The 22184-nt window shown below is 54.8% G+C and carries 23 protein-coding genes, 5 tRNA genes and 1 other annotated feature; of the genes, 21 read left to right on the forward strand and 7 right to left on the reverse strand.

The genetic code is table 11. The features are described 5' to 3' along the window. Nucleotides 1-34: 34 nt before the first annotated feature. The 14 genes from pncC (at nucleotide 35) to luxS (ending at nucleotide 10411) form a co-directional block, all read left to right on the forward strand. On the forward strand, nucleotides 35-529 hold the full coding sequence (pncC, locus tag C1N56_RS04400) for a nicotinamide-nucleotide amidase (RefSeq protein ID WP_058776003.1): 495 nt from the start codon (nucleotides 35-37) through the stop codon (nucleotides 527-529). Nucleotides 530-622: 93 nt separating this feature from the next. After that, nucleotides 623-1693, forward strand: coding sequence for a recombinase RecA (gene recA, locus C1N56_RS04405; protein WP_021507334.1), 1071 nt, complete (start codon nucleotides 623-625; stop codon nucleotides 1691-1693). A 107-nt stretch (nucleotides 1694-1800) separates the two neighbouring features. Further along, nucleotides 1801-2316 carry a regulatory protein RecX gene (locus C1N56_RS04410; RefSeq protein ID WP_223815705.1) on the forward strand — a complete coding sequence of 172 codons (516 nt, stop codon included), beginning with the start codon at nucleotides 1801-1803 and terminating at the stop codon, nucleotides 2314-2316. Between the two features lie 135 nt (nucleotides 2317-2451). After that, nucleotides 2452-5079, forward strand: coding sequence for an alanine--tRNA ligase (gene alaS, locus C1N56_RS04415; RefSeq protein ID WP_215481437.1), 2628 nt, complete (start codon nucleotides 2452-2454; stop codon nucleotides 5077-5079). Nucleotides 5080-5328: 249 nt separating this feature from the next. Then, nucleotides 5329-5514 carry a carbon storage regulator CsrA gene (csrA, locus tag C1N56_RS04420; protein ID WP_058759760.1) on the forward strand — a complete coding sequence of 62 codons (186 nt, stop codon included), beginning with the start codon at nucleotides 5329-5331 and terminating at the stop codon, nucleotides 5512-5514. A 307-nt stretch (nucleotides 5515-5821) separates the two neighbouring features. Next, nucleotides 5822-5914: transfer RNA gene (locus C1N56_RS04425), tRNA-Ser, on the forward strand. A gap of 9 nt (nucleotides 5915-5923) precedes the next feature. Beyond that, nucleotides 5924-6000: transfer RNA gene (locus C1N56_RS04430), tRNA-Arg, on the forward strand. Between the two features lie 99 nt (nucleotides 6001-6099). After that, nucleotides 6100-6176, forward strand: a tRNA-Arg gene (locus tag C1N56_RS04435). A 192-nt stretch (nucleotides 6177-6368) separates the two neighbouring features. Continuing rightward, nucleotides 6369-6445: transfer RNA gene (locus C1N56_RS04440), tRNA-Arg, on the forward strand. A 191-nt stretch (nucleotides 6446-6636) separates the two neighbouring features. Beyond that, a tRNA-Arg gene (locus C1N56_RS04445) sits at nucleotides 6637-6713 on the forward strand. A gap of 404 nt (nucleotides 6714-7117) precedes the next feature. After that, on the forward strand, nucleotides 7118-7684 hold the full coding sequence (gene yqaB / locus C1N56_RS04450; RefSeq protein WP_058771641.1) for a fructose-1-phosphate/6-phosphogluconate phosphatase: 567 nt from the start codon (nucleotides 7118-7120) through the stop codon (nucleotides 7682-7684). Then, entirely contained in the window at nucleotides 7681-8109 is a 429-nt protein-coding gene (locus tag C1N56_RS04455) for a YqaA family protein (protein WP_021507330.1), read from the forward strand. The genes yqaB and C1N56_RS04455 overlap by 4 nt, the downstream gene beginning before the upstream one ends. A 31-nt stretch (nucleotides 8110-8140) precedes the next feature. After that, the gene (gene gshA, locus C1N56_RS04460; RefSeq protein ID WP_394517169.1) at nucleotides 8141-9745 is read left to right on the forward strand and encodes a glutamate--cysteine ligase; all 1605 of its coding nucleotides are present in this window, start codon (nucleotides 8141-8143) and stop codon (nucleotides 9743-9745) included. 150 nt (nucleotides 9746-9895) lie between these two features. Further along, nucleotides 9896-10411: an S-ribosylhomocysteine lyase gene (gene luxS, locus C1N56_RS04465; RefSeq protein ID WP_010617126.1), complete on the forward strand. Its 516-nt coding sequence runs from the start codon at nucleotides 9896-9898 to the stop codon at nucleotides 10409-10411. A 57-nt stretch (nucleotides 10412-10468) separates the two neighbouring features. Here luxS and C1N56_RS04470 read toward each other — a convergent pair whose 3' ends face one another. Together C1N56_RS04470 and C1N56_RS04475 are read right to left on the reverse strand one after the other, a co-directional pair. Further along, complete coding sequence (locus C1N56_RS04470; RefSeq protein ID WP_058759620.1) at nucleotides 10469-11755, reverse strand: HlyC/CorC family transporter; 1287 nt, start codon at nucleotides 11753-11755, stop codon at nucleotides 10469-10471. A gap of 13 nt (nucleotides 11756-11768) precedes the next feature. Beyond that, nucleotides 11769-12563: a cytochrome C assembly family protein gene (locus tag C1N56_RS04475; protein WP_010617128.1), complete on the reverse strand. Its 795-nt coding sequence runs from the start codon at nucleotides 12561-12563 to the stop codon at nucleotides 11769-11771. A 166-nt stretch (nucleotides 12564-12729) separates the two neighbouring features. Here C1N56_RS04475 and ffh point away from each other — a divergent pair, with 166 nt between their 5' ends. The 5 genes from ffh to rplS all read left to right on the forward strand — a co-directional run bounded on the left by ffh (nucleotide 12730) and on the right by rplS (nucleotide 16242). After that, a complete protein-coding gene (gene ffh / locus C1N56_RS04480; RefSeq protein WP_021507327.1) occupies nucleotides 12730-14091 on the forward strand; it encodes a signal recognition particle protein in 1362 nt (453 codons plus the stop codon). 142 nt (nucleotides 14092-14233) lie between these two features. Further along, on the forward strand, nucleotides 14234-14482 hold the full coding sequence (rpsP, locus tag C1N56_RS04485) for a 30S ribosomal protein S16 (protein WP_007893313.1): 249 nt from the start codon (nucleotides 14234-14236) through the stop codon (nucleotides 14480-14482). Between the two features lie 18 nt (nucleotides 14483-14500). Next, nucleotides 14501-15049 carry a ribosome maturation factor RimM gene (rimM, locus tag C1N56_RS04490; protein WP_021507326.1) on the forward strand — a complete coding sequence of 183 codons (549 nt, stop codon included), beginning with the start codon at nucleotides 14501-14503 and terminating at the stop codon, nucleotides 15047-15049. Between the two features lie 35 nt (nucleotides 15050-15084). Next, nucleotides 15085-15849: a tRNA (guanosine(37)-N1)-methyltransferase TrmD gene (gene trmD, locus C1N56_RS04495; protein WP_021507325.1), complete on the forward strand. Its 765-nt coding sequence runs from the start codon at nucleotides 15085-15087 to the stop codon at nucleotides 15847-15849. A 42-nt stretch (nucleotides 15850-15891) separates the two neighbouring features. Further along, nucleotides 15892-16242, forward strand: coding sequence for a 50S ribosomal protein L19 (gene rplS / locus C1N56_RS04500; RefSeq protein ID WP_021507324.1), 351 nt, complete (start codon nucleotides 15892-15894; stop codon nucleotides 16240-16242). 57 nt (nucleotides 16243-16299) lie between these two features. Here rplS and C1N56_RS04505 read toward each other — a convergent pair whose 3' ends face one another. After that, nucleotides 16300-16821: a GNAT family N-acetyltransferase gene (locus C1N56_RS04505; RefSeq protein WP_394517170.1), complete on the reverse strand. Its 522-nt coding sequence runs from the start codon at nucleotides 16819-16821 to the stop codon at nucleotides 16300-16302. A gap of 303 nt (nucleotides 16822-17124) precedes the next feature. Between C1N56_RS04505 and C1N56_RS04510 the strand changes: the two genes are divergently transcribed. Both C1N56_RS04510 and tyrA read left to right on the forward strand, forming a co-directional pair. Next, nucleotides 17125-18204 carry a 3-deoxy-7-phosphoheptulonate synthase gene (locus tag C1N56_RS04510; RefSeq protein WP_021507322.1) on the forward strand — a complete coding sequence of 360 codons (1080 nt, stop codon included), beginning with the start codon at nucleotides 17125-17127 and terminating at the stop codon, nucleotides 18202-18204. A 6-nt stretch (nucleotides 18205-18210) separates the two neighbouring features. Then, nucleotides 18211-19332, forward strand: coding sequence for a bifunctional chorismate mutase/prephenate dehydrogenase (gene tyrA, locus C1N56_RS04515; RefSeq protein WP_394517171.1), 1122 nt, complete (start codon nucleotides 18211-18213; stop codon nucleotides 19330-19332). 33 nt (nucleotides 19333-19365) lie between these two features. Here the strand turns inward: tyrA and pheA are convergent, their stop codons facing one another. The 4 genes from pheA to bamD form a co-directional block, all read right to left on the reverse strand. Continuing rightward, nucleotides 19366-20529, reverse strand: coding sequence for a bifunctional chorismate mutase/prephenate dehydratase (pheA, locus tag C1N56_RS04520; protein WP_058776009.1), 1164 nt, complete (start codon nucleotides 20527-20529; stop codon nucleotides 19366-19368). 22 nt (nucleotides 20530-20551) lie between these two features. Further along, nucleotides 20552-20676, reverse strand: a sequence feature (Phe leader region). Beyond that, a complete protein-coding gene (gene pheL / locus C1N56_RS04525) occupies nucleotides 20628-20675 on the reverse strand; it encodes a pheA operon leader peptide PheL (protein ID WP_121497579.1) in 48 nt (15 codons plus the stop codon). Its footprint overlaps the feature before it by 48 nt. Nucleotides 20677-20773: 97 nt before the next feature. Then, nucleotides 20774-21100 (reverse strand): ribosome-associated translation inhibitor RaiA, encoded by a 327-nt coding sequence (gene raiA, locus C1N56_RS04530; protein WP_021507319.1) that lies wholly within the window; start codon nucleotides 21098-21100, stop codon nucleotides 20774-20776. A 267-nt stretch (nucleotides 21101-21367) separates the two neighbouring features. Further along, nucleotides 21368-22108, reverse strand: coding sequence for an outer membrane protein assembly factor BamD (gene bamD, locus C1N56_RS04535; protein ID WP_058759616.1), 741 nt, complete (start codon nucleotides 22106-22108; stop codon nucleotides 21368-21370). Nucleotides 22109-22184 lie beyond the last annotated feature (76 nt).

Here is a 22184-nt window from a genome sequence, read left to right on the forward strand (position 1 = left end):
CTGCTAACGTGAAGCGCCACAACAGGAGAAGGCGATGAACGACGAACAACTTCAGCAGCTCAGCCGCCGTATTGGCGAACAGCTCAGGCATCGTCAGGCGACGGTGACGGCGGCGGAGTCCTGTACCGGCGGCTGGATTGCCAAAGTGTTTACTGATATCAGCGGCAGTTCGGCCTGGTTTGAGCGCGGCTTTGTTACCTACAGCAATGAGGCCAAGCAGCAGATGGTTGGCGTGCAGGCGGCGACGCTGGCGCAGCACGGTGCCGTCAGTGAGCAAACGGTACGCGAAATGGTGACCGGCGCCTGTGCCGCGGCCGGCGCTGGCTACGGTATTGCGGTGAGCGGCATCGCCGGACCGGATGGCGGCACGGCTGAAAAGCCGGTCGGTACCGTCTGGTTTGCGCTGGCGGGTCCGGAGGGCCGCGTGCTGGCGCAGCGCCAGCAGTTTGCCGGCGATCGCGATGCTGTCCGGCGTCAGTCGGTCAGCTGGGCGCTGCAGGCGCTGCTGGATGAATTTCTGACAAATTAAACTTGATACTGTATGACTATACAGTATAATTAGCGGCAACAGAACGAGCAGGCATACACGGTGCCTGCTCACCCGGCATGATTAGGAGTGGAAATGGCGATTGACGAGAACAAACAGAAGGCTTTAGCTGCCGCGCTGGGCCAGATTGAGAAACAATTTGGTAAAGGCTCCATCATGCGCCTGGGTGAAGACCGCTCGATGGATGTTGAAACCATCTCTACCGGCTCCCTGTCGCTGGACATCGCGCTGGGCGCGGGTGGCCTGCCAATGGGCCGTATCGTTGAGATCTACGGACCTGAGTCCTCCGGTAAAACCACGCTGACCCTGCAGGTCATTGCTGCTGCGCAGCGTAAAGGCAAAACCTGTGCCTTTATCGATGCCGAACACGCGCTGGATCCGGTATACGCCAAGAAACTGGGCGTCGACATTGATAACCTGCTGTGTTCGCAGCCGGATACCGGTGAGCAGGCGCTGGAGATCTGTGATGCGCTGGCCCGTTCGGGTGCGGTAGACGTGATCATCGTTGACTCCGTGGCGGCGCTGACGCCGAAAGCGGAAATCGAAGGTGAAATCGGTGATTCGCACATGGGTCTGGCTGCGCGTATGATGAGCCAGGCGATGCGTAAGCTGGCGGGTAACCTTAAGCAGTCCAACACGCTGCTGATCTTCATCAACCAGATTCGTATGAAGATTGGTGTGATGTTCGGTAACCCGGAAACCACCACCGGTGGTAACGCCCTGAAATTCTACGCCTCTGTGCGTCTGGATATCCGCCGTATCGGCGCCATTAAAGAGGGCGACGAAGTGGTGGGGAGCGAAACCCGCGTTAAAGTGGTGAAGAACAAAGTGGCAGCACCGTTTAAGCAGGCTGAGTTCCAGATCATGTACGGTGAAGGCATCAACACCTTCGGCGAGCTGGTTGATCTCGGCGTGAAGCACAAACTGGTGGAAAAAGCCGGTGCGTGGTACAGCTACAACGGCGATAAAATCGGCCAGGGTAAAGCGAACGCTACCAACTTCCTCAAAGAGAACCCGGCGATTGCCAATGAGCTCGACGTTAAGCTGCGTGACATGCTGCTGACCGGTGCAACGGCGGAAGCGGCGACAGCGGATAGCGCGGCTGATAAATACGAAGAAGCCAGCGAAACCAACGAAGATTTCTAACCATACCCACGGGAGCAGCAATGCTCCCGTTTTGCTTTTTCCCGCCCGTGCTTTTCCTCTCTGCCTTCTTGCTTTACCCTGCGCAACAGTCACAACAAGGTAATCCTATGTCATCGACCTCATCACAGGCTCCGGAGCCAACCTTTTCCCGGGTACTCGATCGTGCCATGCGTATTTTGTCGCAGCGCGACCATAGCCGCGACGAGCTGAAACGCAAACTGCAGCTGAACAATCAGCGTGCGGCCTGGCTACAGCAACAGGAGAGCCAGCCGATACCGGAAGCGCTGCTGGAGAAAGTGCTCGACTGGTGTCAGGAGAATGGCTGGCTCAACGACCAGCGTTTTACCGAACGCTTTATTCAGAGTCGCGCGCGCAAAGGCTATGGTCCACAGCGGGTGCGCATGGAGCTGCAGCAAAAAGGCATCGACCGTGATGAGATCAACCAGGCGCTGTTCGATAGCGAGGTTGACTGGAGCCAGTGCGCGGCCGAGGTCGCTAAACGTAAATTCGGCGAACCGCTGCCGCAAAGCTGGGCGGAAAAAAGCAAAGTCCAGCGCTTTCTGATGTCGAAAGGCTTTATGATGGAAGACATTCAGGCGATTTTCAGAAATATTGACGACTGAAAGGCGATGGGATTTTACTTCCCATTGAAGAAAATTTATCTTATTCCCACTTTTTGTTCCTCAGTCAGTGGCGGGCCGGGCGCATGCGGTTTGCCAGCGAAAGGGAACGTTCGTTAGCGTGATTCCAGGAATTTTATGAGCAAGAGCACTGCTGAGATCCGTCAAGCGTTTCTCGACTTTTTTCATAGCAAGGGACATCAGGTTGTAGCCAGCAGCTCCCTCGTACCAAACAACGATCCGACGTTGCTGTTTACTAACGCCGGCATGGTGCAATTTAAAGACGTTTTCCTTGGTCAGGACAAGCGCGATTATTCGCGTGCCACCACGTCGCAGCGCTGCGTGCGTGCCGGCGGTAAGCACAATGACCTGGAAAACGTCGGCTACACCGCGCGTCACCACACCTTCTTTGAAATGCTGGGCAACTTCAGCTTTGGCGACTACTTCAAGAAAGAAGCCATTGCCTACGCCTGGGAACTGCTGACGGGCGAGCAGTGGTTTAAGCTGCCGAAAGAGCGTCTGTGGGTAACCGTATACGAAACCGATGACGAAGCCTTTGAAATCTGGGCCAATGACATCGGCGTACCGCGCGAACGTATTATCCGCATTGGCGATAATAAAGGCGGTGCTTACGCCTCTGACAACTTCTGGCAGATGGGTGACACCGGCCCTTGCGGTCCGTGCACCGAAATCTTCTACGATCACGGCGACCATATCTGGGGCGGCCCTCCGGGCAGTCCGGAAGAAGATGGCGATCGCTATATCGAAATCTGGAACATCGTGTTTATGCAGTTCAACCGTCAGGCCGACGGCACCATGCAGCCACTGCCGAAACCGTCGGTGGATACCGGTATGGGCCTTGAGCGTATCGCCGCGGTACTGCAGCATGTGAACTCCAACTATGAAATCGATCTGTTCGCGAAGCTGATTAACGCGGTGGCGCAGGTAACCGGCGCCACCGATCTGAACAACAAATCACTGCGCGTGATCGCCGACCACATCCGTTCATGTGCCTTCCTGATTGCCGATGGTGTCATCCCGTCGAATGAAAACCGTGGCTATGTGCTGCGCCGCATCATTCGTCGCGCGGTGCGTCATGGCAACATGCTGGGCGCGAAAGAAGCGTTCTTCTACAAACTGGTGGCTCCGCTGATCGAGGTGATGGGCGCAGCAGGTGAGGACCTCAAACGTCAGCAGAAGCACGTTGAGAACGCCCTGAAAAATGAAGAAGAGCAGTTTGCTAAAACGCTGGAGCGTGGCCTGGCACTGCTGGACGACGAGCTGGCGAAGCTGAAAGGCGACACCCTCGACGGCGAAACGGTTTTCCGTCTGTATGACACCTTTGGCTTCCCGGCGGACCTGACTGCTGACGTATGCCGTGAGCGCAATCTGAAGATTGACGAAGCGGGCTTTGAAGCGGCGATGGAGCAGCAGCGTCAGCGTGCGCGTGAAGCCAGCGGCTTCGGTACCGATTACAACACGGTTATCCGCTTTGATACGCCGACTCAATTCAAAGGTTACGACCACCTCTCGCTCGAGGCGACGGTGCAGGCGCTGTTTGTGGACGGCCAGCAGGTTGAGCAGGTCACAGCCGGGCAGGATGCGGTGGTGATTCTGGATCAGACCCCGTTCTACGGTGAGTCTGGCGGCCAGGTGGGTGATACCGGCGTTCTGACCGGGCAAAATGCTGAATTTAGCGTGCAGGATACGCAAAAATATGGCAAAGCCTTTGGTCATATCGGTAAGCTACGCCAGGGTCAGCTGCGGGTGGGCGATCGCCTGCAGGCGCAGGTCGATGAAGTACGTCGTTCGCGCATCATCCTTAACCACTCAGCGACGCATCTGATGCACGAAGCGTTGCGCGAAGTGCTGGGCGATCACGTTGGCCAGAAAGGCTCGCTTAACAACGACAAGTACCTGCGTTTTGACTTCTCACACGGCGAAGCCATGAAGCCGCAGCAGATTCGTGCGGTTGAGGATATCGTTAACGCCCAGATTCGCCGCAACCTGCCTATCACCACTAACGTGATGGACCTGGAAGAGGCGAAAGCGCTGGGCGCCACCGCGCTGTTCGGTGAGAAGTACGATCAGCGTGTGCGCGTGGTCAGTATGGGCGAATACTCCATTGAGCTGTGTGGCGGTACGCACGCGGCCCGCACCGGTGACATCGGCCTGTTCCGCATTCAGGGCGAAGCCGGCACGGCGGCGGGTATTCGCCGTATCGAAGCGGTGACCGGTGAAGCCGCGATTGCACAACTGCACGCGCAGAGCGATCAGCTAACCGATATTGCTCAGGTGGTGAAAGCCAACCACAGTAATCTGAACGAGAAAGTGCGCGGACTGGTAGAAAATGTGCGTGCGCTGGAGAAAGAGCTGCAACAGCTACGCGATCAGCAAGCGGCGCAGGAAAGCGCTTCACTGAGTAGCAAAGCGGTTGAGGTGAAGGGCGCGAAACTGCTGGTAAGCGAACTCAGCAATGTCGAGCCAAAAATGCTGCGCACGATGGTGGACGATCTGAAAAATCAGCTTGGTTCTGCTGTCATCGTACTGGCAACCGTTGCAGAAGGTAAGGTGTCGCTGATTGCTGGCGTCACCAAAGATCTGACCGATCGGGTGAAGGCCGGTGAGCTGATTGGCGAACTGGCTGCGCAGGTCGGCGGTAAAGGCGGCGGGCGTCCGGACCTGGCGCAGGCTGGCGGAACCGACGCCCAGGCACTTTCTGGCGCGCTGGCTGGCGTGCCGGAGTGGGTGAGTAACCGGCTGTAACGAAATAAAATTAAGCATCGTGAAGAGCGCCAGGAACATCTGTTTCGGCGCTTTTTAACGCGGTGTGCACCAGGTAATGACAAAGTCCGGTTGATGTAGTGTATTTCGGCTAAACTAACTATCAGCAGAATGTATTGGCATGGCAGAACACAATGGTGTATTTGTCATAGGCATTGTTCAGCGTTATATGATGGATATGGCCGGGAGACCGAACAGGCCCGACTCTTTTAATCTTTCAAGGAGCAAAGAATGCTTATTCTAACTCGTCGAGTTGGTGAAACCCTCATGATTGGTGATGAGGTAACTGTAACGGTGCTGGGTGTTAAGGGTAACCAGGTCCGCATAGGCGTAAACGCGCCAAAAGAAGTGTCGGTTCACCGTGAAGAGATCTATCAGCGCATCCAGGCTGAAAAAACACAGATTACACCTCAATAACGTATTCAGTGCCTCGCTATGTGGCGAGGCGCTACCGCTTCTCTTCCTCCCGTCGTTGTTTTTATCCGTTCACGCTCTCCTGATTTTTCCGCGAATTATGTCGGCTGCCGCACGCTTTTACTGTTGATAAATCACTCTTTTTGTCGGCAAAACATGCGGATTGCACGTCATTTGCGCAATCAAACCTGAATCGGTAAAAAGTCGGGAAAAATTGTTTGACTTATAAGTCCGGGAAAGTAATATGTGCGCCACGCAGTGCCGATGAGCGGAAACAAAGTTCAAAAGCACGGTTCGCAAGAACGCGTAAGGTGAGGTGGCCGAGAGGCTGAAGGCGCTCCCCTGCTAAGGGAGTATGCGGTCAAAAGCTGCATCCGGGGTTCGAATCCCCGCCTCACCGCCATTTTCCGATGCATCCATAGCTCAGCTGGATAGAGTACTCGGCTACGAACCGAGCGGTCGGAGGTTCGAATCCTCCTGGATGCACCATCTTCGGATATGGTATTTACTTCAGAGTAGTAAGAGTGAACGAGTAGTTCCTTTCATGGTGAGTTGTTAGCACCCTGCGTTGTACAAGAATCATTTAATGCATCCATAGCTCAGCTGGATAGAGTACTCGGCTACGAACCGAGCGGTCGGAGGTTCGAATCCTCCTGGATGCACCATCTTCTCCGAGATGGAAAGTGCCTCAGTGTGTCATGATGCGATAATCGTTCAGGACGTGCTAAGGAGGATAACGTTGCTTTAGCAACGGCCCGTAGGGTGAGGCGCAAGCCGAATAATCCTCCTGGATGCACCATTCTTTGTATCATTCCCAGGTTGATTTCAGTTAGTCCATCGTAAGAAAATCTCTCAATGCATCCATAGCTCAGCTGGATAGAGTACTCGGCTACGAACCGAGCGGTCGGAGGTTCGAATCCTCCTGGATGCACCATCTTCTCCGAGATGGAAAGTGCCTCAGTGTGTCATGATGCGATAATCGTTCAGGACGTGCTAAGGAGGATAACGTTGCTTTAGCAACGGCCCGTAGGGTGAGGCGCAAGCCGAATAATCCTCCTGGATGCACCATTCTTGTATCATTCCCGGATTGATTTCAGTTAGTCCATCGTAAGAAAATCTCTCAATGCATCCATAGCTCAGCTGGATAGAGTACTCGGCTACGAACCGAGCGGTCGGAGGTTCGAATCCTCCTGGATGCACCATCTTCTCCGAGATGGAAAGTGCCTCAGTGTGTCATGATGCGATAATCGTTCAGGACGTACTAAGGAGGATAACGTTGCTTCAGCAACGGCCCGCAGGGTGAGGCGCCAGCCGAATCATCCTCCTGGATACACCATCAAATAAAAAGCAAACTGCCCTTGTGCGCTGTTCCGCTTGATTCCTGACCCGATTCAACATCCGCATTCCGAAAGATTTTCTCACGCGCCGTCTCCATCAAAAAATCACTGCATTTACCGCCATTTATCGCCGGTCGCGCGCTCTGACCTTATTCTGAAAACGAAAATTACTAATGCTTTCAAAGCATTTGCGGTTAAGCCTGCCTGGCGACAACCTGAGCGCATTACGCTAAAGTAATGGCTCATTTTGTGGTGTTAATGGAGTCACAATGTACGACCACTATGACGCCCTGATTTTCGATATGGACGGCACCATTCTTGATACCGAGCCGACACATCGAAAAGCCTGGCAGCAGGTGCTGAGCCGCTATGGTTTCACCATGGACGAAGCAAAGATGGTGGCATTCAACGGGGCACCCACCTGGCAACTGGCCCGCTACATTCTGGAACAGAATCAGGCACAGCACGATCCGCATCAGCTGGCGGCAGAGAAAACGGCGGCATTGAAAGCGATGCTGCTGGAAGACGTGCGTCCGCTGCCGCTGATGCAGGTGGTCAAAGCCTATCACGGTCGCCGTCCGATGGCGGTTGGCACCGGCAGCGAACACAGCTTAGCCAAAGCGCTGCTGGAAGCGCTCAACGTTTATCATCTGTTTGATGCGGTAGTCGGCGCGGACGATGTCCAGCGTCATAAGCCGCAGCCTGATACCTTCTTACGCTGTGCAGAGCTGATGGGCGTTGCGCCTGCGCGCTGCGTGGTATTCGAGGATGCTGACTTTGGCGTGCAGGCGGCTAAAGCGGCGGGCATGGATGTGGTTGATGTCCGTTTACTGTGAATGAATTTCTGACGTATGGATCGTTATTCGGCAGTAGCTTTCTGAGTGCAACGCTGCTTCCGGGCAGCTCAGAAGCGGTGCTGATTGCGTTATTGATCGCCCAGAAAGGGTCGGTCTATGGATTGTTACTGGCTGCATCAGTGGGAAACACGCTGGGCGGCCTGACCAACATTCTTCTTGGTCGCCTGATGCCAGCAACAGGGCAGGGGCGATGGCACGACACAGCAATGACGTGGCTACAACGATGGGGACCCGCAGCGCTGCTGTTTAGCTGGCTGCCAGTGGTGGGCGATTTACTCTGCGTGCTCGCAGGGTGGTTGCGCTTCTCCTGGCTGCCCTGCGTGCTGTTTCTCGCCCTGGGTAAAACGCTGCGTTATATCGTTATCGCGACCGCCACTTTACAAGGTATGCAATGGTGGCATTGATTCGCACAGATTCGAGGCTACGGTTAACATTATGCTGAACAAAAATAAATTATTCACACAGCGGGAGGTTAATGTGATCCCGGACGTATCAAAAGCGCTCTCCTGGCTGGAAGCGCATCCCGACGCGTTAAAGGGTATCGGCCGTGGCATTGAACGTGAAACACTCCGCGTCCAGCCGAATGGTCATCTGGCTACTACTGGCCACCCTGAATCGCTGGGTTCAGCGCTGAAGCACGACTGGATTACCACCGATTTTGCTGAAACGCTGCTGGAGTTCATCACCCCGGTGGATCAGAACATCGATCGCTCCCTGGCGTTTCTGCGCGACATCCACCGTCACGTGGCGCGCGAGTTGGGCGACGAGCGTATGTGGCCGTTCAGTATGCCGGGCTATGTTGAAGATGTGGACAACATTGAGCTGGCGCAGTACGGCAGCTCCAATATCGGCAAAATGAAAACCCTGTATCGTCAGGGGCTGAAAAACCGTTACAGCGCGCTGATGCAGATTATTTCTGGCGTGCACTATAACTTCTCGCTGCCGCTGTCGTTCTGGCAGGAGTGGGCGGATGTCAAAGACGCGGAGAGCGGCAAAGAGACCATCTCGGCCGGCTATCTGCGCCTGATTCGCAACTACTATCGCTACGGCTGGGTGATTCCTTATCTGTTTGGCGCTTCGCCAGCCATCTGCTCTTCCTTCCTGCAGGGACGGGAAAGTAAGCTGCCGTTCGAAACCAACGGCGAAGGAACATTGTGGCTGCCGTATGCCACGTCGCTGCGCCTGAGCGATCTGGGTTACACCAATAAATCACAAAGCGGGCTGGGCATTACCTTCAACTCGCTGGAAGGGTATGTCGCTGCGCTGAAAGCGGCGATCAAAACGCCGTCTGCCGAATATGCGGCGATGGGCACCAAAGACGCGGAAGGCAACTGGCTGCAGCTCAATACCAACGTGCTGCAAATCGAGAACGAACTGTACGCACCGATTCGTCCGAAACGCGTGACCCGCTCGGGTGAGGCGCCGTCCGATGCGCTGCTGCGCGGCGGCATTGAGTACATTGAAGTGCGTTCGCTGGACATCAACCCGTTCTCTGCCATCGGTGTGGACGCCGATCAGGCGCGCTTCCTCGACCTGTTCCTGATTTGGTGTACGCTGGCCGATGCGCCGGAGATGAGCGCAGATGAGCTGCTGTGCAGCCGGAAAAACTGGAACCGCGTGGTGCTGGAAGGGCGCAAGCCGGGTCAGGTGATCGGCGTGGGCTGCAGTGATACGGAACATCTGCTGGTTGATGTCGGTAAAGCGCTGTTTGCCGATCTGCGCCGGGTGGCTGAAGTGCTGGATAGCAACGACGGCAGCACGCAATATCAACAGGTTTGCGATCAACTGGTAGCGTCGTTTGACGATCCTGAGCTAACCTATTCGGCGCGCATTCTGCAAGCCATTAAAGAGCAGGGGCTGACCGGAGCCGGCGTGGCGCTGGCCGAGCAGTATCGTCATCTGCTGTGCGAAGAGCCGCTGGAAATTCTCACCGAAGCCGATTTTAGCCGTCAGGCGCAGGAGTCGGTGATGAAACAGCAGCAGCTGGAGCAGAGTGATACACTGGATTTTGCCAGCTATCTGGCAGGTCGCGAAGGCTAGAAAAGAAAATGGCCACATCACTGTGGCCTAAATTAACATCTCTGTTGTCAGGGATGATGATAACAAATGCGCGTCTTTCATATATTCAGACGTTGGGCGAACAGAAAAGTTTCATCGTTTTAAAAAAAATCTCAAAACAGGAGGTGACGTATGCCACTACTGGATAGTTTTACTGTTGATCACACCATCATGGGCGCGCCAGCGGTACGCGTGGCGAAGACCATGAACACTCCGCATGGCGATACCATCACCGTTTTCGATCTGCGTTTCTGCCGTCCGAACATCGACATCCTGACCGAACGCGGCATCCACACGCTGGAGCACCTGTTCGCGGGCTTCATGCGTAACCACCTCAACGGTGACGGCGTGGAAATCGTCGATATCTCACCGATGGGCTGCCGCACCGGCTTTTACATGAGCCTGATTGGTACGCCAGACGAGCAGCGCGTGGCAAAAGCGTGGAAAGGCGCGATGGAAGATGTGCTGAAGGTAAAAGATCAGAACCAGATTCCGGAACTGAACGAATACCAGTGCGGCAGCTACAAGCTGCACTCGCTGGACGAAGCGCAGCAGATTGCGCGCAACGTGCTGGCGCACGACATTGGCGTTAACCGCAATGAGGATCTGAAGCTGCCGGCTGAAAAGCTGAAAGAGCTGCAACTCTAGTTGCCGCTTCTGCCATAAAAAACGCCGCGATTATCGCGGCGTTTTGTTTTTATCGTCTCAGGAACCGATGGACGCTTTCAGCGGCTGATGCGGCGTAATGCGCACCTGCTTCACCATGTTGTCCTGCACATCAAGAATATCAATGTCGTAATGGCCAACCTGTACTTGCGTGTCCATCTGCGGGATCTCTTCCAGCGCTTCCAGCAGCATACCGTTGATGGTGCGCGCTTCCTCTTCCGGCAGCGTCCAGTTGAAGGCCTTATTGATTTCCCGCACGTTGGCGCTGCCTTCAATCAGTACCGAACCGTCGTTTTGCGGCATCACTTCTTCGGCCAGTGACGGTGACATGGAGGTGGTAAAGTCGCCGACGATCTCTTCCAGAATATCTTCGATGGTAACCAGTCCTTTGATGTCGCCGTACTCATCGATAACCAGCCCCACTTTCTTTTTATTGCGCTGGAATTTTACCAGCTGCACGTTAAGAGGCGTTCCTTCCGGCACGTAGTAGATTTCATCGGCAGCGCGCAGCAGTCGCTCTTTATTGAACTCTTTTTTCCCGGCCATCATGCGCCACGCTTCGCGCACGCGCAGCATGCCGACGCTATCGTCCAGTGAGTCGCGGAACAGCACAATACGGCCATGCGGTGAGTTGCTGAGCTGACGCTCGATCGACTTCCACTCATCGTTGATATTGATGCCGACGATCTCATTGCGCGGCACCATGATGTCGTCAACGTTGACCTTCTCAAGGTCCAGCACCGATAGCAGCATGTCCTGGTTGCGGCGCGACATCAGCGAGCGGGATTCATACACGATGGTGCGCAGCTCTTCTTTGCTGAGAGCGGAGTTAATCGACCCTTCGGTCTTGATGCCCACCATGCGCATCAGAATGCGGGTAATGGTATTGAGCAGCCACACCAGCGGCAGCATCACGTACTGCAGCGGCGCCAGCAGAAAACTGCTGGGATACGCAACTTTTTCCGGATAGAGCGCCGCGACGGTTTTAGGCAGCACTTCGGCAAACACCAGCACCACGAAGGTCAGCACGCCGGTGGCGATGGCTACGCCGGCATCGCCGTACAGGCGCATACCGACAATGGTGCCGAGCGCCGAGGCGAGGATATTCACGAGGTTGTTGCCGATCAGCACCAGGCTAATCAGACGGTCGGGACGGCGCAGCAGTTTCTCAACGCGACGCGCGCTGCGGTTGCCGCTTTTGGCTTTGTGGCGCAGTTTGTAACGGTTGAGCGTCATCATGCCGGTCTCGGAACCCGAGAAGTAGGCCGAGACCAGCACCATAATGATCAGCGTGATAATGAGCGTGGTGGTTGAAACATGTTCCAACGCAAAAATTCCTTTAGTGAGAGGTGAGCAGGTGCTGCAGAACGCGGCTGCCGAAATAGGCCATGGTCAGCAGCAGCGCACCGCCGCAGTTGAACCACACCACACGGCGACCGCGCCAGCCTTCATGATAGTGGCCCCACAGCAGCACGATGTAGACAAACCAGGCGATAATCGACAGCACCGCTTTATCAATGTTTTCCGGGCTGAACAGGTTATTCATAAAGAACAGGCCGGTGCACAACACCAGCGTCAGCAATACCACGCCTATCTGCGTGATGTGGAACATCTTACGCTCAATGCTGAGCAGCGGCGGCATATCCTGGGTGAACGTCAGCTTTTTGTTCTTTAACTGATAGTCGATCCACGCCAGCTGCAGCGCATACAGCGCCGCGATGATCAGCGTGGCATAGGCAAACAGCGACAGACCGATGTGCACCATCATGCCAGGCGTGGTCTCAAGATGGGTGATAAAGGCGTTTGGCACAAAGGTGGCGAAGGCCAGATTGATCAGCGCAAAACTGTAAACAATCGGCAGCAGCAGCCAGCCGCGATTGCGCGACGCGACGATAGTCATGATGGCGCAGATGAGCAAACTGACCAGCGAACCAATATTCAGCAGGCTAAGGTTTTGTCCATTATCGACGGCAAATATGCGTTGCTGCAGCGCTACCGCATGGGCAATCAGCGCCACGCAGGCGGATAACACGGCAAAACGCCGCCAGCCGCTGTTGCGTTTCAGCAGGCTCGGAATGATCAATGCAAGACTGAGAGAGTAGGCGAACAGCGCCACGATCGCGAAAACGAACATAGATCCTTTCAGGTGTCGGTCAGATAAGGAAAAAAGCAGTATAGCGCCAGCGGCAGCAGGCTCCAAACGATCTCACGGTCAATTGCAGAGATCGGCCTGGCTTCGTGTTATAATCCGCCGCATTGTGTCGCCCTGGCGGCCTCGCTACGCTATTAAGTGAGAGAGCATGTTTGATAATTTAACCGATCGTTTGTCGCAAACCCTGCGCAATATCAGTGGCCGCGGAAGGCTGACCGAAGACAACATCAAAGATACGCTGCGCGAAGTGCGTATGGCGCTGCTGGAGGCCGACGTTGCGCTGCCGGTAGTGCGCGATTTCATCAACCGCGTGAAAGAAGCCGCGGTAGGTCAGGATGTAAACAAAAGCCTGACGCCGGGTCAGGAGTTTATCAAAATCGTGCGCAACGAACTGGTTGCGGCGATGGGGGCCGAAAATAACGCGCTGAACCTTAATGCTCAGCCGCCGGCCGTGGTGCTGATGGCGGGCCTGCAGGGTGCCGGTAAAACCACCAGCGTCGGTAAGCTCGGTAAATTCCTGCGCGAAAAGCACAAGAAAAAGGTGCTGGTGGTGTCTGCGGACGTCTACCGCCCGGCGGCGATCAAACAGCTGGAAACCCTGGCGCAGCAGGTTGGCGTGGATTTCTGTCCGTCCGACCTCAGCCAGAAGCCGGTGGATATCGTTAACAACGCGCTGAAAGAAGCCCGTCTGCAGTTCTATGACGTGCTGCTGGTGGATACCGCCGGCCGTCTGCACGTTGACGAAGCGATGATGGATGAGATCAAACAGGTGCACGCCGCGATCAATCCGGTTGAAACGCTGTTTGTCGTCGATGCCATGACCGGTCAGGATGCCGCCAATACCGCGAAAGCGTTCAACGAAGCGCTGCCGCTCACCGGTGTGATCCTGACCAAGGTCGACGGCGATGCGCGCGGCGGTGCGGCGCTGTCGATTCGTCACATCACCGGCAAACCGATCAAATTTATGGGGATGGGCGAGAAGACCGATGCGCTGGAAGCGTTCTATCCGGACCGTATCGCATCGCGCATTCTCGGCATGGGCGACGTGCTGTCGCTGATTGAAGATATCGAGAGCAAAGTTGACCGCGAGCAGGCGGAAAAGCTGGCGAAGAAGCTGAAAACCGGCGACGGCTTTGATCTCAACGACTTCCTGGAGCAGCTTAAGCAGATGCGCAACATGGGCGGCATGGCCAGCCTGATGGGCAAACTGCCGGGCATGGGCCAGCTGCCGGATAACGTTAAATCGCAGATGGATGACAAAGTGCTGGTGCGCATGGAAGCCATCATCAATTCGATGACGCGCAAAGAGCGTGAGAAGCCAGAGATCATCAAAGGTTCGCGCAAGCGCCGTATCGCTACCGGTTCCGGTATGCAGGTGCAGGACGTCAACCGGCTGCTGAAGCAGTTTGATGATATGCAGCGCATGATGAAGAAAATGAAGAAGGGCGGCATGGCCAAAATGATGCGTGGCATGAAAGGCATGATGCCGCCAGGATTCCCCGGCCGCTAAGGCGACACAGCCCGAACCAGAAAAGTGAGACACTCAGGTTGCTTTTTGCGCCAAAATGAGTAAAATTTTCGGGCTTTTTATATTGCACCCGGGCCCCGTTCCTCGATGGGGCCCGGTTGTTTTATTAACTAAAGAGGATGTTATGGTAACCATTCGTTTGGCACGTCACGGCGCTAAAAAGCGTCCGTTCTATCAGGTCGTCGTCACTGACAGCCGCAATGCTCGCAACGGTCGTTTCATCGAGCGCGTAGGTTTCTTCAACCCGATCGCTTCTGGTCAGGCTGAAGGTCTGCGTCTGGATCTGGATCGTATTGAGCACTGGGTTGGCCAGGGCGCAACGCTTTCTGATCGCGTTAACGCGCTGATCAAAGAAGCAAAAAAAGCAGCTTAATCTGTCACGGTGGTGAGCATGAGCAGTAAACCTGCCGCACAGCCTCCCGTTAACCCAATCATTCTGGGCAAAATGGGTGCCGCTTACGGAATTCGGGGTTGGCTCAAAGTGTTTTCCTCCACTGAAGACGCTGAAAGCATCTTCGACTATCAACCCTGGTTTATCCAGCGCGCCGGTCAATGGCAGCAGGTAGAGCTTGAGGGTTGGAAGCACCACAATCAGGACCTGATCATCAAAGTCAAAGGCATTGACGATCGGGACGCTGCAGCACAGTTGACCAATTGCGAAATTACGGTTGACTCCACGCAGCTGCCGGCGCTGGAAGAGGGCGATTACTACTGGAAAGACCTGATGGGTTGCAAAGTGGTAAACCTCGACGGCTACGAGATGGGCAAAGTCATTGATTTGATGGAGACCGGCTCGAACGACGTTCTCGTCGTAAAGGCAAACCTGAAAGATGCATTCGGTGTACAGGAGCGGTTAATACCGTTTCTTGATGAACAGGTTATCAAGAAAGTCGATCTCGCTACTGGCACCATTGAAGTAGACTGGGATCCTGGTTTTTGATCTCCGGACAATCCGGTAACGTAACGGCGAACGCGATGTGGATTGGTGTTATTAGCCTGTTTCCAGAGATGTTTCGCGCTATTACCGAGTACGGGGTAACTGGCCGGGCAGTAAAAAATGGCCTGCTCAACATAGAGAGCTGGAGTCCACGTGACTTCACGCACGACCGGCACCGTACCGTGGACGATCGTCCTTACGGCGGCGGACCGGGTATGTTGATGATGGTGCAACCCTTACGGGATGCTATCCACGCAGCGAAAGCGGCGGCGGGAGAAGGCGCTAAGGTGATTTATCTTTCACCTCAGGGTCGCAAACTTGACCAGCAAGGCGTTTGCGAACTGGCGACCAGCCAGAAGTTAATTCTGGTTTGCGGTCGTTATGAAGGGATAGATGAGCGTGTGATTCACACTGAGATTGATGAAGAATGGTCAATCGGTGATTACGTGCTCAGTGGCGGTGAGCTGCCAGCGATGACGTTAATTGACTCGGTCGCCCGGTTTATTCCTGGCGTGCTGGGGAAACAGGCGTCAGCCGATGAGGATTCGTTCTCGGAAGGTTTGCTGGATTGCCCGCACTATACCCGACCTGAAGTGTTAGAAGGGATGGAGGTTCCGCCAGTTCTGCTGTCGGGCAACCATGCCGATATTCGCCGCTGGCGCCTGAAACAGTCGCTGGGCCGTACCTGGCTAAGAAGACCTGAACTTCTGGAAAACCTGGCTCTGACTGAAGAGCAAGCAAGGTTGCTAAGTGAGTTCCAGCGGGAACATCAGCAGCAACAAAACGATGAGGTGGAAGAGTAATCTTCCCTGACTATCAGTTTACCCAGGATAAGAGATTTAATTATGAGCAACATTATCAAGCAACTTGAACAAGAGCAGATGAAACAGGACGTACCTTCCTTCCGTCCGGGTGATTCCGTGGAAGTGAAAGTATGGGTCGTTGAAGGTTCTAAGAAACGTCTGCAGGCATTCGAGGGCGTGGTTATCGCTATTCGTAACCGCGGTCTGCACTCTGCATTCACTGTTCGCAAGATTTCTAACGGCGAAGGCGTTGAGCGTGTCTTCCAGACTCACTCTCCGGTAATTGACAGCATCACTGTCAAACGTCGTGGTGCTGTGCGTAAAGCCAAACTGTACTACCTGCGTGAGCGTACCGGTAAGTCAGCTCGTATCAAAGAGCGTCTTGGCGCGTAAGCGACATCCCAAAGTTAATAGCAAACAAGGGGTTGGCCATAAGGCCAGCCCCTTTTTTTATGGGCGTCTGAGGTGATAGATCGCCGTGTTGACCGGCCCGCTCTCCAGCACAATCAACCCGTAGCGGTAATCCACAAACGAGAAGCCGCTGCGCAGGGCCACAGCGCGGCTTGCGTGATTCTCTTCTGCAGCAAGAATTTCCAGCACAGCAATATGTGGCTGGGCGAACGCCAGATTCACCAGCTGTGCCACCGCCCGGCGGGCAACGCCCTGTTGTTGCGCCTCACTGCGAACCCAGTAGCCCAGCGCGCTGAACTCACCGGGCTGACGCGCATAACGTAAGCCAGCACCGCCCAGCAACCGATCGTTGCCATCGACAATCGCGAACTCTTCAGCTTCACCCTTTTGACGCTGCAGATGGGTGAAGTTGATCCAGCTGACGGCTTCATCAACGCTGTAATCCGCATGTGCCCATACCATCAACGGCTGCAGGCTGTCCAGAGACTGATTAACGGCATGCGTAAACGCTTCGGCATCCTGCAGAGTAAAGGGACGCAGCGCGACTTCATGGATGGACATAGAGCGATCCTGAATTAATTAAATGGATAACAGCATGTTAACGATATCGTAAGGAAAAAACATCTGACCTGGTCAGATGAATGTAATTATAACTTTACATTTGCGTTTGATGGATCTTACAGGTTTTAAGGTTGTTAACTTATTGATTTATATATTTTAATTAACTTTTATTTTTTGGTTTGAAAGAGGGTGGTAATAAAAGTGTACATGCATGGATTGCATGATTTACATGCTGTGGTAAAGTAAGCGTCATCCTCAGTGAGGATCGTAAAACCGCATAACGAGTGAAAAAGGATCGCCATCATGCAAAAAGACGCGCTGAACAATGTGCATATCGCCGACGAACAGATTTTAATTACGCCACAGGAACTGAAAGCGAAGTTCCCGCTTACTGCGGCGCAGGAAGCGCAAATTGCCGCTTCCCGCCAGACCATCGCGGATATCATCGCGGGTCGCGATCCGCGTCTGCTGGTGGTGTGCGGTCCCTGCTCGATCCACGATACCGAAGCCGCACTGGATTACGCTCGTCAGTTACAAACACTCTCTGCACAGTTGAAGGATCAACTGTATATCGTTATGCGCGTCTATTTTGAAAAACCCCGTACCACCGTCGGCTGGAAAGGGTTAATCAACGATCCTTACATGAACAACTCGTTTGATATGGAAGCCGGCCTGCACATTGCGCGTCAGCTGCTGGTCAATCTTGTGGAGATGGGCCTGCCGCTGGCCACCGAAGCACTCGACCCAAATAGCCCGCAATACCTCGGCGATCTGTTTAGCTGGTCGGCGATTGGGGCGCGTACCACAGAATCGCAGACGCACCGTGAAATGGCGTCTGGCCTGTCGATGCCGGTAGGCTTTAAAAACGGCACCGATGGCAGCCTCGGCACCGCGATCAACGCCATGCGCGCCGCCGCGATGCCGCACCGCTTTGTCGGCATTAACCAGGCCGGTCAGGTGTGCCTGCTGCAAACTCAGGGCAACCCGGACGGTCACGTGATTCTGCGCGGCGGGAAAGCGCCAAACTACGGCCCGGAAGATGTCGCGCAGTGCGAAAAAGAGATGCTGAAAGCGGGACTGCGTCCGGCCTTAATGATAGATTGCAGCCATGGCAATTCTAACAAAGACTATCGCCGTCAGCCTGGCGTAGCCGAATCGGCTATCGCGCAGATTAAAGATGGAAACCGCTCCATCATTGGCCTGATGCTGGAAAGTAATATTCACGAAGGCAACCAGTCTTCTGAGCAACCGCGTAGCGAGATGAAGTACGGTGTTTCCGTCACTGATGCCTGCATCAACTGGGAAACCACTGAAACTTTGCTGCGTGAAATCCATCGGGATCTGCAGGGAGTGCTGTCGGCGCGTCTGTCACACGAGGTGTAATGAGTCATGGTGGCTGAACTGACCGCGCTGCGCGATCAAATTGATGAAGTAGATAAAGCCCTGCTGGGGCTGCTGGCGAAACGACTGGCGCTGGTGGCCGAAGTCGGCGAAGTCAAAAGCCGCTACGGTTTACCGATTTATGTGCCTGAGCGCGAGGCCAGTATGCTGGCGTCGCGTCGTCAGGAAGCGGAAGCGCTCGGCGTGTCGCCGGACCTGATCGAAGATGTACTGCGTCGTCTGATGCGTGAATCCTATGCGCATGAAAATGACAAAGGCTTCAAAACGCTGTGTCCTGAACTGCGTCCGGTGGTGATTGTCGGCGGCGGCGGTCAGATGGGACGTCTGTTCGAGAAGATGCTGACGCTCTCCGGCTATCAGGTGCGTATTCTTGATAAAGATGACTGGCCGCGCGCGGATGAACTGCTGCACGATGCGGGCATGGTGATCATCAGCGTGCCGATCCATCTGACCGAACAGATCATTGCCGATCTGCCAGCGCTGCCTGATGACTGCATTCTGGTGGATCTGGCGTCGGTGAAGAACCGTCCGCTGCAGGCGATGCTGGCGGCGCACAGCGGCCCGGTACTGGGACTGCATCCGATGTTCGGTCCGGACAGCGGCAGCCTGGCGAAGCAGGTGGTGGTATGGTGCGATGGCCGTCAGCCGGAAGCCTATCAGTGGTTCCTGGAGCAGATTCAGGTGTGGGGCGCGCGCTTACACCGCATCAGTGCGGTTGAGCACGATCAAAACATGGCGTTCATTCAGGCGCTGCGCCACTTCGCCACCTTCGCTTATGGTTTGCATCTGGCGGAAGAGAACGTCAATCTGGATCAACTGCTGGCGCTGTCCTCGCCTATCTATCGCCTCGAACTGGCGATGGTGGGACGGCTGTTTGCGCAGGACCCGCAGCTGTACGCCGACATTATCATGTCGTCGGAAAGTAATCTGGCGCTGATTAAACGCTACTATCAGCGTTTTGGTGAAGCCATCACGCTGCTGGAGCAGGGCGATAAACAGGCGTTCATCGACAGCTTTGAGCGTGTGGAACACTGGTTTGGTGACTACGCGAAACGCTTCCTTGTCGAGAGCCGCAGCATGCTGCGCTCCGCCAACGACAGTCGCCAGTAATGATTAAGGCATCCGCGAGGATGCCTTTTTGTTTTACAGACGCGGTTCTACCGGTACCACGTTCTCACCGGGATAACAGCCTAATACCTTCAGTGAACGCGTGAGCGCGCGCAGTTCTTCCAGCGCCTGTTGCATGTTCTCCGACTGCAGATTGCCCTGCACATCAATGTAAAACATCTCTTCCCACGGGTTACCGTTGATTGGCCGGTTTTCCAGCTTGCTCATGATCAGATTGTGATTACGCAACACCAGCAGTGCTTCAACCAGCGCGCCGGCCTGCTGGCCCGTCGCCATAATCAGCGTGGTTTTGGCCGGCACCTGGCTGGAGACTTCAATCGGTTTACGCGCGAGCACAATGAAGCGGGTATGGTTCTGCTGCTGATTCGCCAGGTTGCGCTCCAGCACCTGCAGGCCATACAGCTCACCGCCAGCTTCACTGCCCAGCGCGGCCACGCGCGGCGAGTTCATCGCGGCTACCTTCTCCATCGCCGCCGCCGTGCTTTCGGTGTATTCGATTTTCCACTGCGGGAAGCGGTTGATGAACTGGCTGCACTGCTGGAACGGCTGCGGATGGCTATACACCGTTTCAATCTGCTGCAAATCGGTATTACCGCTAACCAGCACGCAGTGTTCGATAGGAATGGTCAGCTCGCCGACGATCGACAGCGACGTTTGCTGCAGCAGATCGTACACGTCATTGATCGAGCCGGAGCTGGTGTTCTCAATCGGCATCACCGCGTAATCCGCCTGACCGCTTTCAACCTGCTGAATGATGTCGTGGAATTTCAGACACCCCATTTCCACCATCGAATCGAAGTGGCGCGTGGCGTATTTACGGGCGGCAAGGTGCGAATAGGAGCCTTTTGGGCCGAGGAAGGCGATGCGCGGCGCGTGCGCATGTGGATGATTCAGGTTTTTCTGCAGCAGCGCCTGCTGGGTCAGCACCGAATCCTCAATCACTAACTGAAACAGGCGCGTGATGTAGTGCGCATCCAGTTGATGTTTTTTACCCAGCGCGATGAGATTTTCCAGCAGGGCGCGTTCGCGCTCGACGTCACGAATCGGGCGATGGGTGGCCAGCTTGGCCTGCGCTACCTCAACGGCCAGCGCGCGCCGTTCAGCCAGCAGCGTTAACAGCCTGGCATCGACGGCGCTGATCTTATCGCGTAACGCCAGCAGCGGATTCTCGGGATTCATAGGGCTCACCTGTAAAATGTCCAATAAAAAAGCCTCCCGGTTGGGAGGCTTTGTTGTTCGTCTTCGCATTCATTTTCACACGACGAATCGCCTCCCAATCAGGGGAAGGTAAAAAAGAATGCGAAGAAGAACGGCAGCAGTTTCATGATCAATTCCGGCAATAAAGTGAACTGAGAGTAACCGCACAGCTTAAAAGCTGTCAATAAAAAACGCGCCCGCAGGCGCGTTGCTGAAAAGCGATAAATTACCCGGCAGGGGTGAAATCTTTAACACTGCTGGTGGCGCGCCGTGCTTCAGGCTTGTGCTGTGCTTTATTTAGCTGGCGCTCCAGCTTGGCGATCAGGTCATTGATGGCCGTATACATATCATCGTGTTTCGCGCTGGCGACCAGCGTGCCGTTTGGCGTGTTAATGGTGGCATCGGCCACAAATTCTTTCGGCTCTTTCGATAACACAATGTGCGGATTTATCAGGTGGGTTTGCCATTTTTCCAGCTTGGCGAGACGGTCTTCGACATGGTTGCGGATTGCCGCAGTGATTTCCATTTGTTTGCTGGTAATGTTCAGAATCATAGTTAAACCTCTCTGTCATTTCCGTCTGGGTAGGACCAGCATACCGCGCAAATCAGGAAAATGTGTGATCTGTATCACATTGGAATGTCACTTTTTGTCAATGCCAGCGAATTGTGAGAAAGGCCGGGAAAAGGGCGAAAAAAGCTTGATGCACAGCGGGGATAGGGGCAAGATTGATGAGTTAACCGTAGCGGAAAAATCCGCTTCAGACGGTTTTCTGACCAAAAAAAAGCAGCCACAGCGGCTGCTTTTTTAATGGCACGAAAATCAGGACGCGCTATTCGCCGCAATGATTTTCGCAACTTTGTCGGCTTCCGTCGTCAGCTGCAGCTGGCGATAGGCATTTTCCATCAATGGCAGCGCGTCACGCGTGGCCTGGGTGTCCGGATAATCGCGCATCATACCTTCAACCCGATTAACAACGGCGACATAGGCACCGCGCTTGGTATAGAATTGCGCCACGGAGAGCTCATACTTCGCCAGGCGATCTTTCAGGAACGTCAGACGTTTCTGCGCATCTGCCGCGTACTGGCTGTTCGGATAGCCGCGCAGTAGCTGAGAGAAGTCACGGAATGCATCACGCGCATGCGTAGGATCGCGGTCGGAACGATCGATCCCGAAGAAGCCCTGCAGCGCGGAATCATCCAGTGCCATGTCCGTCAGGCCCTTCATATAGATCACGTAATCAATGTTAGGGTGTGTCGGGTTCAGGCGCATAAAGCGGGAAATGGCGGCTTGCGCCAGTGGCAGATCGGCATTTTTGTAGTACGCGTAGATCAAATCCAGCTGCACTTGCTGCGAGTAAGGACCAAACGGATAACGGTTATCCAGCGCTTCCAGTTGCTTAATCGCCGCTTTAAAGTTACCGTCCTGCAGCTTTTGCTGCGCTGTGGCGTAAATTTCAGACGGCGGGCTGTCCGGGACCGGGTCCGATGAGCCGGAACAGCCCACCAGTGCCAGGCTCAGGCTCAGTGTGGCAGCAGCCACCAGATGTTTCATACGCGTCATGACGAAATGATTATCCTCAAAGTGTTATGGCGGAAGCTGTCCGTATAGCTCCCGGTAATGACCAGTACGATAGCAC

This window comes from Pantoea sp. SGAir0175 (assembly GCF_043547855.1).

Coding starts and splice junctions, on each gene's coding strand:
- pncC (WP_058776003.1), top strand. CDS start 35: ATGAACGACGAACAACTTCAGCAGCTCAGCCGCCGTATTGGCGAACAG.
- recA (WP_021507334.1), top strand. CDS start 623: ATGGCGATTGACGAGAACAAACAGAAGGCTTTAGCTGCCGCGCTGGGC.
- C1N56_RS04410 (WP_223815705.1), top strand. CDS start 1,801: ATGTCATCGACCTCATCACAGGCTCCGGAGCCAACCTTTTCCCGGGTA.
- alaS (WP_215481437.1), top strand. CDS start 2,452: ATGAGCAAGAGCACTGCTGAGATCCGTCAAGCGTTTCTCGACTTTTTT.
- csrA (WP_058759760.1), top strand. CDS start 5,329: ATGCTTATTCTAACTCGTCGAGTTGGTGAAACCCTCATGATTGGTGAT.
- yqaB (WP_058771641.1), top strand. CDS start 7,118: ATGTACGACCACTATGACGCCCTGATTTTCGATATGGACGGCACCATT.
- gshA (WP_394517169.1), top strand. CDS start 8,141: ATGCTGAACAAAAATAAATTATTCACACAGCGGGAGGTTAATGTGATC.
- luxS (WP_010617126.1), top strand. CDS start 9,896: ATGCCACTACTGGATAGTTTTACTGTTGATCACACCATCATGGGCGCG.
- C1N56_RS04475 (WP_010617128.1), bottom strand. CDS start 12,563: ATGTTCGTTTTCGCGATCGTGGCGCTGTTCGCCTACTCTCTCAGTCTT.
- ffh (WP_021507327.1), top strand. CDS start 12,730: ATGTTTGATAATTTAACCGATCGTTTGTCGCAAACCCTGCGCAATATC.
- rpsP (WP_007893313.1), top strand. CDS start 14,234: ATGGTAACCATTCGTTTGGCACGTCACGGCGCTAAAAAGCGTCCGTTC.
- rimM (WP_021507326.1), top strand. CDS start 14,501: ATGAGCAGTAAACCTGCCGCACAGCCTCCCGTTAACCCAATCATTCTG.
- trmD (WP_021507325.1), top strand. CDS start 15,085: ATGTGGATTGGTGTTATTAGCCTGTTTCCAGAGATGTTTCGCGCTATT.
- rplS (WP_021507324.1), top strand. CDS start 15,892: ATGAGCAACATTATCAAGCAACTTGAACAAGAGCAGATGAAACAGGAC.
- C1N56_RS04505 (WP_394517170.1), bottom strand. CDS start 16,821: ATGTCCATCCATGAAGTCGCGCTGCGTCCCTTTACTCTGCAGGATGCC.
- C1N56_RS04510 (WP_021507322.1), top strand. CDS start 17,125: ATGCAAAAAGACGCGCTGAACAATGTGCATATCGCCGACGAACAGATT.
- tyrA (WP_394517171.1), top strand. CDS start 18,211: ATGGTGGCTGAACTGACCGCGCTGCGCGATCAAATTGATGAAGTAGAT.
- pheA (WP_058776009.1), bottom strand. CDS start 20,529: ATGAATCCCGAGAATCCGCTGCTGGCGTTACGCGATAAGATCAGCGCC.
- raiA (WP_021507319.1), bottom strand. CDS start 21,100: ATGATTCTGAACATTACCAGCAAACAAATGGAAATCACTGCGGCAATC.
- bamD (WP_058759616.1), bottom strand. CDS start 22,108: ATGACGCGTATGAAACATCTGGTGGCTGCTGCCACACTGAGCCTGAGC.